This window comes from Sphaerisporangium sp. NPDC049457, from assembly GCF_055586705.1.
This window is the reverse complement of sequence record NZ_JBVJHR010000001.1, coordinates 409,729-425,644: the sequence shown is the minus strand read 5'-3', so window position 1 is coordinate 425,644 and position 15,916 is coordinate 409,729. Positions and strand designations below refer to the sequence as shown.

Below are 15,916 nucleotides of genomic sequence, written 5' to 3'. Positions count from 1 at the left end.
TCAGCGCCCGGCGGAGCGGCGAAGCTCGTACAGCTCCGACGGGGAGATCGGCATCCGGTCGATCGGCAGTCCCTCGGCGTCCTCGACCGCCGAGGCGATCACCGCGGACACCGGGATCACCCCCGCCTCCCCCGCGCCCTTGATGCCGAGCGGGTTCAGCGGCGAGGGCGTCTCCAGGTGGGCGGTCTCGATGACCGGCACCTCCGTGGCGTAGGGCATCAGGAAGTCCATGAAGGAGGCGTTGAGGAGCTGACCGTGGCCGTCGTAGACCATGCGCTCGTACAGCGCCCCGCCGACCCCCTGCGCCACCCCGCCGTGAATCTGCCCCTCCACGATCATGGGGTTGATGAGCCTGCCGCAGTCGTGCACGACGGCGTAGCGCAGGATGCGGATCTCGGCGGTGTCCGGGTCGGTCTCGACGATGGCGGCGTGCATGCCGGAGGCGAAGGTCGAGCGCACCGGCGAGTAGTAGTCGCGTCCCTCCAGCCCCGGCTCCTCGCCCTCCTCGACCGGAGGCCGGTCCATCGGGGCCCGCCCCGCGAACTGCGTCGCCCGCGCGGCCTCCTCGTCGAAGGCGTACCGCAGCGGGTTGGACAGCACCGCCACCGTCGCCAGCGCCAGGGACGCCTCCGGGTTCCCGACCACGCGCACGACGCCGTCCTCGATCTCCAGGTCGCGAGGGTCGGCCTCCAGCGCCTCGGCGGCGATGCGAAGGGCCTTGTCGCGGACCTTGCGGCAGGCCAGGGCGATCGCGTTGCCGCTCATCACCGCGGCCCGCGAGGCGAAGGTGCCGACGGCGTACCCGAAGCGCCGGGTGTCCCCGGTCACCACCGACACGCTGGACAGCGGCACGCCCAGCTCGGTGGCGGCGATCTGCGCGAACACCGTCTCGTGCCCCTGCCCCTGGGAGGTGAGGCCGGTGGAGACGTGCACCCGCCCGTCGGAGGTCACCTGCACGTGGCCGCCCTCGTACGGGCCCACACCGGTGCCCTCGACGTAGCAGCCCAGGCCGATGCCGAGCCGCCTGCCGCGCGCCGCCGCCTCGGCCTTCATCGCCGGGAAGCCGTCCCAGCCGATCAGTTCCTTGAGCATCCGCAGCGACTCGGGATAGTCGCCGCTGTCGTAGATCAGCGGCCGGCCGTCCTGGAAGATCAGCCCCTGGTCGTAGGGGAAGTCGCCGGGCTGGATGAAGTTGGCCGCGCGCACCGCCGCCCGGTCCAGGCCGAGGTGCGCCGCGATGCGGTCCATGGTGCGCTCCATGCAGAACACCCCCTGCGGGCGCCCCGCGCCCCGGTAAGGGGTGACCTGCACGGTGTTGGTGTAGATCGAGGAGAACTCGACGCGGTAAGCGCCGATGCGGTACGGGCCGAGCAGCTGGGTCGAGGTGATGATCGGCACGATGATGCCGTACGGCGTGTAGGCGCCGTGGTCGTGCAGGATGGTCACGTCCAGGCCGAGCACGCGGCCCTCGTCGTCGAAGCCGACGCGCACGTGCTGCACCTGGCCGCGCTCGTGGGCGGAGGAGACGAAGTGCTCGCGGCGGTCCTCGGCCCACTTGACCTCCCGGCCGAGCAGCATCGCCGCCCAGGGGACCAGCACCTCCTCCGGCCAGGGGTGGACGATCTTGACGCCGAACCCGCCGCCCACGTCGGGGGCGATCACCTCGACCGACGGCAGCGGCAGGCCGAGCCTGGCGGCGATCGCCATGCGCACGCTGGTCGAGGTCTGCGTCGAGCTGTAGACCCGCAGCGACCGGTCGTCGGCGTCCCACCGGGCGTACACCCCGCGCCCCTCCAGGGGCATGGAGGCGCTCCGCTCGAAGTCCAGGCGGAACGACAGCGTGTGCGGCGCCGCCTCGACGGCCTCGCGCGCGCCCTGCCCGGTGGCGGACGGCACCTCCTGCACCAGGTGGGCGCCGACGTTGCCGGGCACGTCCTCGTGCACCAGGTGGACGCCATCGGCGGCCTCCTCGATGCCGACGACCGGCTTGAGGAACTCGTAGTCGACCTCGATGAGCCCCGCGGCGTCCTCGGCGACGTAGCGGTCGCGGGCCACCACCATGACGACCGGCTCGCCGACGTGCCGGACGACGTCCCTGGCCAGCGGGTAGGCGGTGCGGCCGTGGGTCAGCGCCGGATGCGGGATGAGCAGCGGCAGCGGGTCGCGGACCCGTTCGGGCAGGTCCTCCCAGGTGTAGATCGCGACCAGGCCGTCCACGTCCAGGGCGGCCGACACGTCGATGTCGCGGACACGGGCGTGCGCGTGCGGCGAGCGGACGAACGCGGCGGCGAGCGCGTCGTGCCCGAGGTCGTCCAGGTAGCGGCCCTGGCCGGTGATCAGCCGCGGGTCCTCCCTGCGCTGTACCCGCTCGCCGAACAGTCTGGTCGTCACGCCGCACCACCCGCCCCCGCCGGGGCCTCGTCCGCGTCGGCGATGAGCTCGGCCGCGCGGTGGACCGCCTTCACGATGTTCTGGTAGCCGGTGCACCGGCACAGGTTGCCCGAGATGCCCTCGACGACCTGCTCGTCGGTCGGCGCCGGCGTCTCGCGCAGCAGCGCGGTGACCGTGCACAGGAACCCGGGGGTGCAGAAGCCGCACTGCAGCGCGTGACACTCCGAGAACGCCCGCTGCACCGGCGACAGCGTCCCGTCCGGCGCGGCCAGCCCCTCCACGGTGGTGATCTCGTGCCCGTCCGCGGTCACCGCGAACGTCAGGCACGAGCGCACGGGCTCGCCGTCCATCAGCACCGTGCAGCACCCGCAGACCCCGTGCTCGCAGCCGACGTGGGTGCCGGTCAGGCCGAGATCGTGGCGCAGGCAGTCCGACAGCAGCCGCCGGGCCGGCACCGCCGTCTCGCGCACCACCCCGTTGACCGTCAGCGCGATCTCGTGCAGCGCCTCACCCATCGGCGAACTCCCCCGTTCTGTCTCCCGCGGCCTCCTGGGCGGCGACGCGCAGCGCCCGCTCGGCCAGCACCCCGGTCAGATGCCGCCGGTAGCCGGCGGTCGCGTGGATGTCCCCCTCGGGATCCACGCGGTCGCGCACGGCCGCCGCGACGGCGGCCCAGTCGGCGGAGGCGGCGGGCCGGCGGGCGCACACCTCCGACACATCCAGCGAGACCGGCGCCGGGCCGGCGCTCACGCACGCCACCCGGGCCGAGGTGATGCGCAGGTCCTCGTCCAGGACGACCACGGCGGCGGCCCCGGCGAGCGCGTAGTCGCCGTGCCTGCGCGCCACCTCGCAGAACGCGCTGCCCGCGCGGGGCGGCAGCGACGGGAAGAACGCCGAGACGGCCAGCTCACCCGGCTGGACGGCGGATTCCAGCGGCCCGACGAAGAACTCGGCCGCCGGCACCTCGCGCTCGCCGCCCCCGTGCCGCGCCAGCCGCACCGAGCCGTCGAGGACGGTCAGCACGGCGGGCATCTCGGCGGAGGGGTCGGCGTGCACCAGGCTGCCGACCACGGTGCCGCGGTTGCGGATCACCGGGTGGGCCACCTGCCTGAGCGCGGCCCGCAGCAGCGGCTGCGCCCGCGCGGCGGCCCGCGACCGCTCGACGGCGGCGTGCCTGGCCAGCGCGCCGACGCGCACGCCGCCGCCCCGCACCTCGATGGTGTCCAGTTCGGCGACGCGGTTGATGTCGACCAGGTGCGAAGGCGCGGCCAGCCGCATGTTCAGCAGCGGGATCAGGCTCTGGCCGCCCGCCAGCACCTTGCCGTGCGCCCCCACCCCGGCGAGGACCGCGAGGGCCTCGCCGAGGTCGCGGGGGGCGTGGTAGTCGAAAGCCGGAGGCTTCACGCGCTGGTCTCTCTCCCTTCGGCCGCGGCCGGCGCCGTCTCGCCGGACGCCGTCCGCCGCCAGGACAGCGCCCGCAGCAGGTGGTACCCGCCGAGGACCACGACGGTGCCGAGCGCGATGCCGGCCAGCGAGAAGTCGCCGGTGATCTGGTGCGCCACCGGGCCGATCGCCAGGATGATGCCCGCTCCGATCGGGACCATGTTCACCGGGTCGGCGAAGTCCACCCGGTTCTCGATCCAGATCTTGGCGCCCAGCAGGCCGATCATGCCGTACAGGATGACGGTGATGCCGCCGAGCACGCCGCCCGGCGTGGCCGCCACCAGCGCGCCGAACTTCGGCATGAACCCGAACAGGATCGCCACGACGGCGGCGATGTAGTACGCGGCGGTGGAGTAGACCCGGGTCGCCGCCATGACCCCGATGTTCTCGGCGTAGGTGGTGGTGGGCGAGCCGCCGACCGCGCTGGCCACCGCGGTGCCGACGCCGTCGGCGAAGATCGCCCGGCCCATGTACGGGTCGACGTCCGTGCCGGTCATCTCGCCGACGGCCTTGACGTGCCCGATGTTCTCGGCGATCAGCGCGATCACCGCCGGGAGCACCAGCACGATGGCCGAGACGGTGAAGTTCGGCGCGTGCAGGTCGGGCCAGCCGAACCAGGAGGCGTCCTGGACGCCCTGGAAGCTCACGCGCGGGTGGGTGTCGACCTTGCCGGCGCCGGCGTTGAAGGCGGTGATGGCGCCGAACGCCTTGTCGGCGATCCACGACAGGACGAAGCCGACGACCAGGCCGAGCAGGATGCCGATGCGGCCGGCGAACCCCTTGAACGCCACGAGGATCACACCCGTGACCAGCATGGTGATCAGGGCGATCCACGGGTCCTGCGGCCAGTACACGTCGGCGACCACGTAGGCGAGGCCGAACCCGATGAGCATGACCACCGCGCCGGTCACCACCGGCGGGAAGACGCGGTTGATCACTCCGACGCCGAGGTAGTGGACGGCCACGCCGCACAGCGCGAGCACGACGCCGGCCACCAGGATGGCGCCGGTGACCGTCCCGCTGTCGCCGCCCGCCGCGCGGATCGCGACCACGCCGCCGACGAACGAGGCCGAGGTGCCCAGATAGCTCGGGATTCTGCCCTGCACGATGAGCAGGAACAGGATCGTCGCGACACCCGACATCATGATCGCCACGTTGGCGTTCAGCCCCATGATGAGGGGGAAGACGAACGTCGCGCCGAACATGGCGATGACGTGCTGCGCGCCGAACCCCACCATGCGAGGCCAGCTCAGCCGCTCGTCCGGCCTGACCACCTCACCTGGGGTCAGGCCGCGCCCGTCCCCGTGCATTCTCCAACCGAAGGCCATGAGAGCCCCTTCACTGACCGGGCCGGGCGGTCGGTGGCCACCCCGCAGGCGGACCTCCGCGGCGTCGTACCTTGACGTACCTCAGACGTGCCAGGGTCGAGTAGGACCTACCCGCCACCCGCGCCGAGCGGCGGGAGATCCTCTTCCTGTTGCGGGCACATTAGAGCAGCGAACTCCGCCCCACATGGTAAGGACTTGCCAAACCTGCAGCCTGAGGCCGCGGTCCTCTTGCGCACCACAGCCCGCACCAGCCAGTGAACCCCCGCCGAGACCCCGCGCCGAACCACGACGGCGACGCCGCAACGGCCCCGTCCACGTCTCCACATCTACCGGCGGTCACCCTCTTCTGAAGTGCGGAAGCGCCCTCCGAACCGTGCTGTGCGTATCGCCGATGATTCTCACGGGGAGCTGGAGGACTACCGACTACCGGCGCTATCGTCTGGTCGGCGGCACCTGGGCAAAGCCCTCCATAGCGCCTGGTGACTCAGTCACGAAGGGCCTTCGCCACACGCCCGTCCACGATTCTGACCATGTCCATGAAATCGGTCGTCTTCAGCCGTGGATGTCCGATGTCCTTATCAGCCCGGAAGGCCAGATCGACGACATAGCGGCCATATCGCCCTCGAAACCCCCACTTCGAGCACTGCTCGAGCGGCCGGCCGGCGCTTTCGCCCTCCGCACAGAAGATCACCTCTTCATCCGCGCTCGGACTGGCCCCGGTCCATGGGATCTCGGTCGCTTCGACGCCGTCGACCAGGTGGAAGGTCCTTCCATATGGTGCCGCGCGGTACTCTTTGCGGGCTTCGACGGACCGTGGGAAGCGGAAAACCTCCTGACTGAGCAACCACTGGCGCTCGTCGGTCCACGCTCGCGACCCGTATTGATCAACGTCGGGCCACGCCTGCGGTACCGGCATCTGGTGAACATCTGGTTCTCTCTGGTGGAGCGAGTAGCGGTCCGCGATGGCAGCCGGCAGTTCAGTCTGATCAACGAAAAGCGTTTCGACGGGGACCGCTCGCTCGCCCATCGAACCCTTGGCGCCGACGGCGACCGATTGGGAGGCGACTGCTCCGCATGCCGATGCGATTAACGCGCCAGCTAGCACGAGAAGAACGACCTTAACGCGCCCCAGCACTGCGCCATGGCCATTTTCGTTCCTCATCACCTCACATCCTTCAACTGGTCGACGGCGTGGACCATGAACAGGTCGAAGAAATTGATTCATGGACCCGGTACTACACTCGCAGATTCGGCGGGATGGCGTGACCGTGGTTGCGGTAGTGGCTGAGTAGCGCTCTGGTTTGCGGGATTCGCAGTGTCGGCGTCGACGGCCTGGCGGTACGTGCAGGAGACCGTCATGCCGCTGTCGGCGCGCTCGTCCCAGCTCACCCAGGCCTTACGGAAGGCCAAGACCGACGGGTTGACCCACGTCATCTCGGACGGGACGCTCATCTTCACCGACCGCGTCCGAGCCGACCGCCCCTACTTCAGGGCGAGGTGACGATACGCCGGCCCTCCGTCGCGGCGGCTCAGTGCACCGGAAAGTCGACGGACCTGCTCACGGCCGCCCATTTCTCGGCCTCGGCCGCGCGAGCGCTGGAGGCCTGCTCGGCGATCTGGACCGCGTCCGAACCGAGCAGCAGATGCAAAGGCGGGTCCTCCACGCCGGCGAGGTCGACGATCGCGCCGGCCACGCGAGCCGGGTCTCCCCCCTCGTTGCCGACGTAGGCGGCGAAGAAACGGGTCATCTCGCCGACCGTCTGCCCGTAGTGCTCGGTGCCCCGTGCGCCGCTGATGGAGTCGGCCACCCAGTCGGTGCGCATCGCGCCCGGCTCGACGATCGTCACCTTGACCCCGAAGGGTCTCATCTCGATGCTCAGACACTCGGAGAAGCCGGCGACGGCGAACTTCGCCGTCTGGTAGGCGCCTATGCCCGGTGAGACCGCGACGCGCCCGCCGACCGACGACACCTGGATGATGTGACCGGATCGCTGCTCGCGCAGTACCGGCAGAGCCGCCTTGGTCACGTTGACGATGCCGAACAGGTTCGTCTCGATCTGCGCGCGGAAGTCGTCGTCCGAGGTCTCCTCGATGGCCGACACGACGCCGTACCCGGCGTTGTTCACCACCACGTCCAGGCGGCCGAACTCCTCGACCGCGGTCTGGACGGCCGCACGGGCGGCCGCGGCGTCGGTGACGTCCAGCGCGACCGCGCGGACCTGGCCGCCGTACCGGGCCACGAGATCGTGGAGCACCTCGGGCCTGCGCGCGGTGGCCACGAGCCGATGACCGGCTGCCGGCACGGCCTCGGCGAGTTCGCGCCCGAGGCCACGAGAACTCCCCGTGATCAACCAGACCTTCGACATGCGATGCAGCCTTCCGCTACGGAACCGGAGCAGAGCAGGGACACGCCGAACCGAAGTTCTCGCACGTAGAGCAAGATCGCGAAACCGGTCCATCGACGCAGAGTTCGCGGACGTCACAAACCGTAAGCGATTTCCCCGGCACCGACCACCCCCGCGCCGACACAACCTCGTCACCCGCAAGCAGAACGCCCACCGGTCGAGGTCCACGACGGCGAGCGTCGCGATCGTGCCGGCCATACGGCCGTACTCGGTGCGGCGACCGTCAGGAAGGCAGCCAGGAGGGCCACCACGGGGGGACGTTGCCTGGACGGCACGGGGCGGCGTCGCCCGGGTGAGCTCCGGCCGCATGGGCGGCCGGCGTGCCGATCGTGGCGACGTCGTGGACGATCAGCAGGGCGGGTCCCATCGCACCGACCAGCACCGCGGCGACGACCAGGGCGAAACCCATGATCCGCGATCGGCCCAGGGGCGACCAGAGGGCCAGCGGGTTGAGTACCAGAGAAAGACAACCGGACAGAAGCGCGACGATGGGAAACCAGATCAGCCGGGTCACCAGGAAACCGGAGAGTTCCCACCGCTGCGGGAGGTCCAGCGCTCCTGACGCGCTTCCGCCGAGACCACAGTCGAGCCTCGCCCGCAGGACGAGGAAATTATCCAGAAACGCTCCTGCCACCGCGGACAGCAGGACGATCACCACGGTCATGCCGCAGCCGAGGGATCGCGTCCCCGCGTCGAACCACGAACGGGACAGCCGCAGCGGACCGGACCGCGTTCCTCCACCGGCCGGACCCTGGCTTCCGTGTTCGCGCGAACGCGGCTCCCTCAGGCTTCCCACCACCCTCTAACGAGGACGTTCTCTGATTGGAAACGGCCCGGAGCCCAGGGATTCTCCGGCGGAACGATCTCGTTCGGACAGACCCGCGGCCACCGGATGCCACCGGCCGGAAGCGGACGTTCACCAACGCCGGAAGCCCCACCGCCGACCACCGCCGTCGCCGGCGATCCCTCGAAGAGGCTGTCAGGCGCCCGGAGCCGATCGCCTGCTGGTCGCACCTGACGCCCGAGGGCTCACCGTAGGGCGGTTATGGCCTTCTCGGTGGTGTCGTAGGAGGAGAACAGCTGGTTCAGGCCCATGATGTCGAAGACGTGGCCGATGTCGGGGTGGAGACCCGCGAGGGCCAGTCCGGCGCCGGCGTTCCGCGCACGCTGGTGCGCCGCGACCAGCAACGAGATGCCGGTCGAGTCGCAGAACGTCATCCGCGACAGGTCGACGACCAGCCCGCCGCCGGGGGCGAACGTGAACTCGTCCAGGACCGCCCGCAGACGAGGGGCGGAGTGGTGATCCAGCTCACCGGCCACGGCCAGCACGTGGAGGCGCTCCGAATGCGGCTGGAGGGTGACGGTCAGGCCGTCGTCATGCTGCACCGAGGCTCCTGGGGGAGGACGGCCGTCGAGCGGACGGGAACGGACAGGGCGGGCACCGCGGCGTCGTCCGGCACGTCATGGCGGCACGCGGCCGCGTGTGGGCGTTCTCCGTCGAGGTGGTGACGTCGGCTCCTTCCCACCACGGCCTCGCCACCCGGGGCGGACGCAGGGCTCCGGAGCGATCGTCCATATCCTACGTAACCGTTGAACTCTCGCATGACCTGCCTCATCAGACTGTGAGAATGTCGGCGCGTTCCCGCGGAAACGGGCGAGACGATGAGCGGCAGGGTACGAGAGAAGACCCTTGGGGCGGCCGGTCGACGCGGCCCCGCCGACGCGGCGATCGGCCCGGACGCCGTTGCCGGACGACGGCGCGGCGCAGGGCGTGTGACGTGCCGGACGCGGGGTAGACGGCCGCGCGTGGCGGAGCTGTGCGTCGAGCGGGAGGGCCCAGGATGATGCGTGACGACGCGGAGCGCGGCCCGCTGAGAGCGGCCGGCGCCGAGATCTTCACCGTCGAGGACGAGGTCGGCCGCGACCTGGCGAAGGTCGACTGGCGGGCGACCCCGCTCGGGCCGCCGGGCGAGTGGCCGCAGAGCCTGCAGACGGCGGTGAGCATCCTGCTGTCGTCCCGGTTCTCCATGTGGATGGCGTGGGGGCAGCGGCTGACGTTCTTCTGCAACGCCGCGTACCGCCGCAACACCTTGGGCCGCAAGTACCCGTGGGCGCTGGGGCGGCCGGCCGGCGAGGTGTGGGCGGAGATCTGGGACGACATCGGCCCGCGGATCGACGCCGTCCTGGCCACGGGGAAGGCGACCTGGGACGAGGCGCTGCTGCTGTTCCTGGAACGGGCCGGTTACCCCGAGGAGACCTACCACACCTTCTCCTACAGTCCCCTGCGGGACGACGACGGCGCGGTGGTCGGCATGCTGTGCGTCGTCAGCGAGGACACCGACCGCGTCATCGGCGAGCGGCGCATGGCGACGCTGCGCGATCTCGGCTCCGATCCAAGCGTGGTCCGCACCGAGCAGGAGATGCTCGCCTTCGCCTGCCGGCAGCTCGGCCGCAACCCGTACGACCTCCCGTTCACGCTGACCTACCTGTTCGACGAGGACGGCCGGGCGCGGCTGGCGGAGACGACGGGGATCGCCGCCGGGCATCCGGCCGCCCCCGCCACCGTCGCGCTCGATGATCCGGACGCGGTATGGCTGGCCGCGGCGCCGGCCCGGGGCGAGCCGGTGCTCGTGACGCTCGACGGCGGCCCGTTCACCGGCCTGCCGTCCGGAGGCTGGTCCGAGCCGCCGGCGGAGGCCCTGGTGGTGCCGCTGCTCCAGCAGGGCGGCGCGCCGTACGGGTTCCTGGTGGCGGCCCTCAACCGGTACCGGCCCCTGGACGACGGTTACCGCGGGTTCGTCGAACTGGCCGCGGGGCATGTCGCGGCGGGCGTCGCGAGCGCCCGCAACTACCAGGCGCAGCAGCGGCGGGCGGAGGAGCTGGCCGAGCTCGACCGCGCGAAGACCGTCTTCTTCTCCAACATCAGCCACGAGTTCCGCACCCCCCTCACACTGATCATGGGGCCGGTGGGGGAACTGCGGACCGCGCTCGCCGACGCCGGCCACCAGGTGCGCGAGGACCTTGAGGTGGTGCACCGCAACGCACTGCGCCTGGGCAAGCTCGTCAACACCCTGCTCGACTTCTCCCGCATCGAGGCCGGACGCATGCAGGCCCGGTACGAGCCGGTGGATCTGGCCGCCGTGACCGCCGAGCTGGCCAGCGTGTTCCGTTCGGCGATCGACCGGGCCGGCCTGGCCTTCCATGTGGACTGCCCTTCGCCGGTCGAGCCGGTGTACGTCGATCTGAGCATGTGGGAGAAGGTGGTCCTCAACCTGCTCAGCAACGCGCTGAAGTTCACCTTCGACGGCTCGGTCGGCGTCACGGTGCGCGCCGAGGACGGCCACGCGGTGGTCACCGTGGCCGACACGGGCATCGGCGTCCCGGCGGAGGAGGTGCCGCGGCTGTTCGAGCGGTTCCACCGCATAGAGAGCGCCCGGTCGCGCTCCAACGAGGGCAGCGGCATCGGGCTGGCCCTCGTACAGCAGCTCGTCGGCCTGCACGGCGGCACCATCACCGCCGCGAGCGTCGAGGGCGAGGGCACCTGCTTCACCATCCGGCTGCCCTTCGGCTCCGGCCATCTGCCGTCCGGCAGCCTGGTCGCGGCCGGAGCGGCGGAGGCGGTCTCGGTCACCGCCGGCCCGTTCGTCGAGGAAGCCCTGCGCTGGCTGCCCGGGGACGGCACGGCCGCCGAGGGCGACCCGGCCGGCGCCCGGTCCGCGGCGACGGGCGGCGGCGCGCCGGCCCGGGTGCTGGTCGCCGACGACAACGCCGACATGCGCGACTATCTCCGCCGTCTGCTCACGGGCGCCGGTCACCTCGTCGACACCGTCGGCGACGGGCGAGCGGCGCTGGACGCCATCCGCGCGGACGCTCCCGACCTCGTGGTCAGCGACGTGATGATGCCCCGCATGGACGGCCTGGCGCTGGTCGCGGCGCTGCGGGCCGATTCCCGTACCGCCGGCGTGCCGGTGCTGCTGCTGTCGGCCCGCGCCGGCCAGGAGGCCTCCATCGAGGGCCTGGAGGCGGGCGCGGACGACTACCTGGTCAAACCGTTCTCGGCTGCCGATCTGCTCGCGCGGGTGCGGGCGAACGTGGAGCTGGCCCGGATGCGCAACCGCCACGCCCGGTGGCGCAACGCCATGATCGACTCGCTGCAGGAGGCGTTCTTCGTCACCGACGAGAAGGGCGCCGTCCTGGAGATCAACTCGGCGTTCGCCGACATCATGGGCTACGGGCCGGAGGGCCTGCCCTACGCCGCCCCGCATCCCTGGTGGCCGGACGAGCACGCCGACCCGCAGGCCCACGCCATGGCCGCCGAGGCGTTCGACCGGCTGGCCGGCGAGGGCAAGGGCAGATGCGTGGTCCCGGTGACCCATCGTGACGGGCACCGGCTCTGGATCGCGGCCACCTTCAACGACATCGCCGATCCCGACACCGGCCGGCACCGCGTCGTGGGCACCCTGCACGACGTCACCGCCGAGCACTACCTCGTGCGGCGCGAGAGCGCCCTGGCGGCTCTCAGCATGCGCGTCTCCCAGGCGGACTCCGTGTCCGACGCCCTTCACGGAGGACTCGACGCGCTGCGGGAGGTCTGGAACGCGCGCAGCGTCCTTGCCGCCGTCTGGAACGGCGACATCCCGCCGGACGTCGTCCGCGTGCCTTCGGGGAACGGCGCGCCGGACGACGACCTGCCGGACCAGGTGCGCGAGGCACTGGCGGCCCTGCGTGAGCGGCCGCCGCTGCGCCCGGTCGCCGCCGGGGCGGGCGCGGGCGGCGTCACCCTGGAGCACCCCGAGGGACTGCTGACCATCTGGGTCGACCTGGGACAGAACCGGCCGTTCACCGATGAGGACCAGACGTTGCTGGCGCTGCTGGCCGGCCATCTCGGACAGGGCCTGCACCGGGTCCACCAGTTCGACCAGCAGCGCGAGACCGCCGTGGCCCTCCAGCGCGCCATCCTCGGCCCGTCCCAGCTCCCCGACGGTTTCGCCGTGCGCTACGAACCGGCCGGCCGCCCGTTGGAGGTCGGCGGCGACTGGTACGACATCGTGCCGCTCGACGAGAGACGCATCGGCATCGTGGTCGGCGACTGCGTGGGCCGGGGGCTGAAGGCCGCGGCCGTCATGGGGCAGCTGCGCAGCGCCTGCCGCGCCCTGCTGCTGCAGGAGACCGGCCCCGCCCAGACGCTGGCCGCCCTCGACCGGTTCGCCGCCCTGGTCCCCGGCGCCAAGTGCACCACCGTCTTCTGCGGCGTCCTGGACACCGTCACCGGTGAACTGCTCTACTCCAGCGCCGGTCATCCCCCCGGCATCGTCGCCCACGCCGACGGGGCCACGCTGCTTTTGGAGGAGGGCCGCTCCGTCCCGCTGGCCGTACGGCCGGGGCTTCCGCGGCCCGAGGCCAGGTGCGCCATGCCACCCCGGTCGACCCTGCTGCTGTACACCGACGGCCTGGTCGAGCGCCGCCGGCGTCCGCTGACCGCCGGCATCGCCCAGGCCGGCCGCGCGCTCCAGGAGGGCCGCGCCACCCCGATCGAGGACCTGGCCGCCGATGTCATGACCATGCTCGCGCCGGACGGCGGCTTCTCCGACGACGTCGCCCTGCTGCTGTACCGCCAGCCCGCCCCTTTGGAGGTGACCTTCCCCGCCGAGTCCGGGCAGCTCGCCTCGGTGCGCGGGGCCCTGCGCGACTGGCTGACCCGCTGCCAGCTCGCCCCGTCGCTGATCCAGAACGTGCTGGTCGCCGCCGGAGAGGCCTGCGCCAACGCGATCGAGCACGGACACCGCCACTCCCCCGGCCGCATGATCCACCTGCGGGCGGTCGCCACCGTCAGCGGCCTGAGCCTGACCATCGCCGACACCGGCCGCTGGAAGACGCCGAGATTCGAGGCCGACGCTCATCGCGGCCGGGGCATCGCATTGATGCGCGCTCTCATGAACGAGGTCACCATCCGCCCCGGCGTCGCCGGGACGACCGTCGACATGCATGCGAGGATCCCCTGATGGCCACCCCTTTGACCCTGGTCGCCGCGGAACGCCCCGACGGCACCCCGGTCCTCGCCGTCACCGGTGAGATCGACATGAGCAACGCCGACGACCTGGACGAGGCGCTGACCCGGTCAACCGGCGACGGACCGCTGACGGTCGACCTCAGCGAGGTCGGCTACCTCGACAGCGCCGGCCTGGCCGTCCTGTTCGCCCACGCCTCCCGCATCCGCCTGGTCGCCGGCCCCCTGCTCACCCCCGTCCTGGACATCTCCGGCCTCACCGAGCTCACCACCGTCGAAGAACCCGCTCCGGCGCCCTCGAACGGGAATGACCCGGTGCCCGGCTGAGGCACGTGTCACGGTGGGCGCGGGAAGTGGCGGGACCTGGGCACCGGCCGGGCCCCGGTCTCACTCTGGCAGGCGGACGATGTGCGCGTCCGAGGTCGGCGGGGTGTCGTCCGCACTGGCCGGCGCGCCGGTCAGCGTCAGGACGGCGGCCAGTGCGGCGGTCAGCGCGGCGGCCGAAGCGGCGGCGCGGCGGATCCAGGCGCGGGTCCTCATATGACTCTCCTCGTCGAACGGTGGCCCATCGCGAACACGATCAGAATCGGGCACGCGCCCCGGCGTGTCCACCTTCGTGTTCGCGCTCGTTCTTCTTCGTGTTCGCGATCGTTTTTCCGGCCGCGCACCCATCCGGTCGCGGGCGCGGTGGGGGTTCAGATGCCGCGCATTCGCAGGACGTGGAGGGCGAGGGTGAGGTTGAGGCGGAGGTGGGCGTCCTCGGTGAAGTTGCCCAGCATGCGTTCGAGCTTGCCGATGCGGTAGCGCAGGGTGTTGTAGTGGAAGTGCAGGCGGCGGGCGGTCTCGGCGACGTTGAGGTTGGTCTCCAGCAGCACTTGCAGGGTGCGGCGCAGGTCGGCGTTCTCGGCGTCCTCGTCGGCGGCGAGCGGGCCGAGGGTCTCCCTGACGAACGCGTGCAGCTCGGCGGTGTCGTTGACCAGCGAGAGCAACCGGTAGACCCCGAGCTGGTCGAAGTGGGCGACCGCGCCGGGCCCGTGGAGCTGGCGGCCCACCCGCGCCGCCTTGAGGGCCTGGCCGTAGGCGTCGGGCAGCGAGTCGGCGCCCTGGGCGACTCTGCTCATGCCGGTGGAGAAGGTCGCGGGACGGCAGTCGGCGAAGGAGGCCACGGCGTCCTTCGCCAGGCGGGCCATGTCGACGCCCGAGCCGACGACGGCGACGACCTCGTGGGAGAACCCGGCCACGGCCCCGTTGGGGTCATGGCGGCGCAACGCGGTCACCCACGCGGACAGCAGCCGGTCGGGCGGGATGTCCCACTCGGGGTCGATCTCGGCCACCAGCACGCCGACGGGTCGTTCGAGGTCCCACCCGAACGCGCGGGCGCGGGTGGCGACGCGGGGACCGCCGCGCCCGGTCAGCACGTCGCGCAGGAAGTCGGCGCGGTACTTGCTCTCGACGGCGGTGACGGCCTCCTGCCGGGTGACCACCAGGGCGGCCACCGTGGCCGCGCGTTCCAGGATGCCGATGTCGCCGTCGCGCATGGCGCCGGCCGGGCTGTGGGCGACGATGCGCCCGTGGTGGTGCCCGCCGGCGACGACCGGGACGACGGTGTAGTCGCCGCCGGACACGGGCGGCGCGGCGCGCAGCGCGGCGGCGTCCCCGGAGGCCGACAGGACGTGGCCGGAGGAGTCGACCACGGCCACGGCGACGTCCAGCAGCCCCGCCACCTCGGCGACGACCTCGCGCAGCCCCCCGCCGGCGAGCACGATCTGCACCAGGGCCTTGTGCGCCTCCTCGGTGCGGGCGAGCAGGGCCGCCTGGCGGTTGAGTATGTCGGTGAGAACCTGGTTGAGGATGTCGTCGAAGCCGACGTCGTTGGGCAGGAGGATGAGGGGGAAACCGAGGCGGTCGGCCTGCTCGACCATCTCGCCGGGCAACTCGTCGACGTACCGGCCGAGCTTGATGCCGAGCGCCGCGAGGCCGCGCTCGTCGAGGTCGGCGACGAGCCTGCCGAGCGACTGGGGGGTGTTGCGCAGCGGGTAGCCGGTGGTGAGGAGCAGCTCGTGGGGTTTCACCCACGCCAGGATGTCGGGGACCTCCATGACGTTGAGCCGCTGGACGATGCGGTCCAGGCCCTTCCTGCCGCCGATCAGGCGGGCTCCGGCCAGGGTGGAGACGCCGAGCACCTCCCCCACGGAGATGCCGTGAATGATGGTGCCCGTGGAGGCCAATCGCATCGCCGGGGGTGATGGGTCAGCAGTCATGGTCATGCTCCAGGGTGAAACGCCTTTTCAGTGATTCTGACGGAACACTTCTCCTGTCAACAAGAGCCAACTACAGGCAGA

Annotated in this window: 13 protein-coding genes; 3 read left to right on the top strand and 10 right to left on the bottom strand. The window is 71.6% G+C overall.

Annotated features, from left to right (window positions below):
- From cutA to ACZ6QO_RS01785, 5 genes are all read right to left on the bottom strand, one after another.
- The gene (cutA, locus tag ACZ6QO_RS01805; protein ID WP_465846670.1) at positions 1-2,391 is read right to left on the bottom strand and encodes an aerobic carbon-monoxide dehydrogenase large subunit; all 2,391 of its coding nucleotides are present in this window, start codon (positions 2,389-2,391) and stop codon (positions 1-3) included.
- Complete coding sequence (locus tag ACZ6QO_RS01800; protein WP_465846669.1) at positions 2,388-2,906, bottom strand: (2Fe-2S)-binding protein; 519 nt, start codon at positions 2,904-2,906, stop codon at positions 2,388-2,390. The genes cutA and ACZ6QO_RS01800 overlap by 4 nt, the downstream gene beginning before the upstream one ends.
- Positions 2,899-3,795 (bottom strand): FAD binding domain-containing protein, encoded by an 897-nt coding sequence (locus ACZ6QO_RS01795; RefSeq protein ID WP_465846667.1) that lies wholly within the window; start codon positions 3,793-3,795, stop codon positions 2,899-2,901. Before ACZ6QO_RS01795 ends, ACZ6QO_RS01800 begins: the two co-directional genes overlap by 8 nt.
- Entirely contained in the window at positions 3,792-5,162 is a 1,371-nt protein-coding gene (locus ACZ6QO_RS01790; protein ID WP_465846665.1) for a uracil-xanthine permease family protein, read from the bottom strand. Before ACZ6QO_RS01790 ends, ACZ6QO_RS01795 begins: the two co-directional genes overlap by 4 nt.
- A 484-nt stretch (positions 5,163-5,646) precedes the next feature.
- Positions 5,647-6,327, bottom strand: coding sequence for a hypothetical protein (locus tag ACZ6QO_RS01785; protein WP_465846663.1), 681 nt, complete (start codon positions 6,325-6,327; stop codon positions 5,647-5,649).
- A gap of 150 nt (positions 6,328-6,477) precedes the next feature.
- Between ACZ6QO_RS01785 and ACZ6QO_RS01780 the strand changes: the two genes are divergently transcribed.
- Complete coding sequence (locus ACZ6QO_RS01780) at positions 6,478-6,663, top strand: hypothetical protein (protein ID WP_465846661.1); 186 nt, start codon at positions 6,478-6,480, stop codon at positions 6,661-6,663.
- A 28-nt stretch (positions 6,664-6,691) separates the two neighbouring features.
- On the opposite strand, the gene ACZ6QO_RS01775 is transcribed toward ACZ6QO_RS01780, so the two are convergent.
- The 3 genes from ACZ6QO_RS01775 to ACZ6QO_RS01765 form a co-directional block, all read right to left on the bottom strand.
- Positions 6,692-7,528: an oxidoreductase gene (locus ACZ6QO_RS01775; RefSeq protein WP_465846660.1), complete on the bottom strand. Its 837-nt coding sequence runs from the start codon at positions 7,526-7,528 to the stop codon at positions 6,692-6,694.
- A gap of 262 nt (positions 7,529-7,790) precedes the next feature.
- Positions 7,791-8,222 carry a hypothetical protein gene (locus ACZ6QO_RS01770; RefSeq protein WP_465846659.1) on the bottom strand — a complete coding sequence of 144 codons (432 nt, stop codon included), beginning with the start codon at positions 8,220-8,222 and terminating at the stop codon, positions 7,791-7,793.
- 374 nt (positions 8,223-8,596) lie between these two features.
- Positions 8,597-8,953, bottom strand: coding sequence for an STAS domain-containing protein (locus ACZ6QO_RS01765; protein WP_465846658.1), 357 nt, complete (start codon positions 8,951-8,953; stop codon positions 8,597-8,599).
- A gap of 455 nt (positions 8,954-9,408) precedes the next feature.
- Here ACZ6QO_RS01765 and ACZ6QO_RS01760 point away from each other — a divergent pair, with 455 nt between their 5' ends.
- Together ACZ6QO_RS01760 and ACZ6QO_RS01755 are read left to right on the top strand one after the other, a co-directional pair.
- Complete coding sequence (locus ACZ6QO_RS01760; RefSeq protein WP_465846657.1) at positions 9,409-13,569, top strand: SpoIIE family protein phosphatase; 4,161 nt, start codon at positions 9,409-9,411, stop codon at positions 13,567-13,569.
- Positions 13,569-13,901: an STAS domain-containing protein gene (locus ACZ6QO_RS01755; protein WP_465846655.1), complete on the top strand. Its 333-nt coding sequence runs from the start codon at positions 13,569-13,571 to the stop codon at positions 13,899-13,901. Before ACZ6QO_RS01760 ends, ACZ6QO_RS01755 begins: the two co-directional genes overlap by 1 nt.
- Positions 13,902-13,961: 60 nt before the next feature.
- Here ACZ6QO_RS01755 and ACZ6QO_RS01750 read toward each other — a convergent pair whose 3' ends face one another.
- Both ACZ6QO_RS01750 and ACZ6QO_RS01745 read right to left on the bottom strand, forming a co-directional pair.
- Positions 13,962-14,114, bottom strand: coding sequence for a hypothetical protein (locus ACZ6QO_RS01750; protein WP_465846653.1), 153 nt, complete (start codon positions 14,112-14,114; stop codon positions 13,962-13,964).
- Positions 14,115-14,269: 155 nt separating this feature from the next.
- On the bottom strand, positions 14,270-15,835 hold the full coding sequence (locus tag ACZ6QO_RS01745) for a PucR family transcriptional regulator (RefSeq protein ID WP_465846652.1): 1,566 nt from the start codon (positions 15,833-15,835) through the stop codon (positions 14,270-14,272).
- Positions 15,836-15,916: the final 81 nt, after the last annotated feature.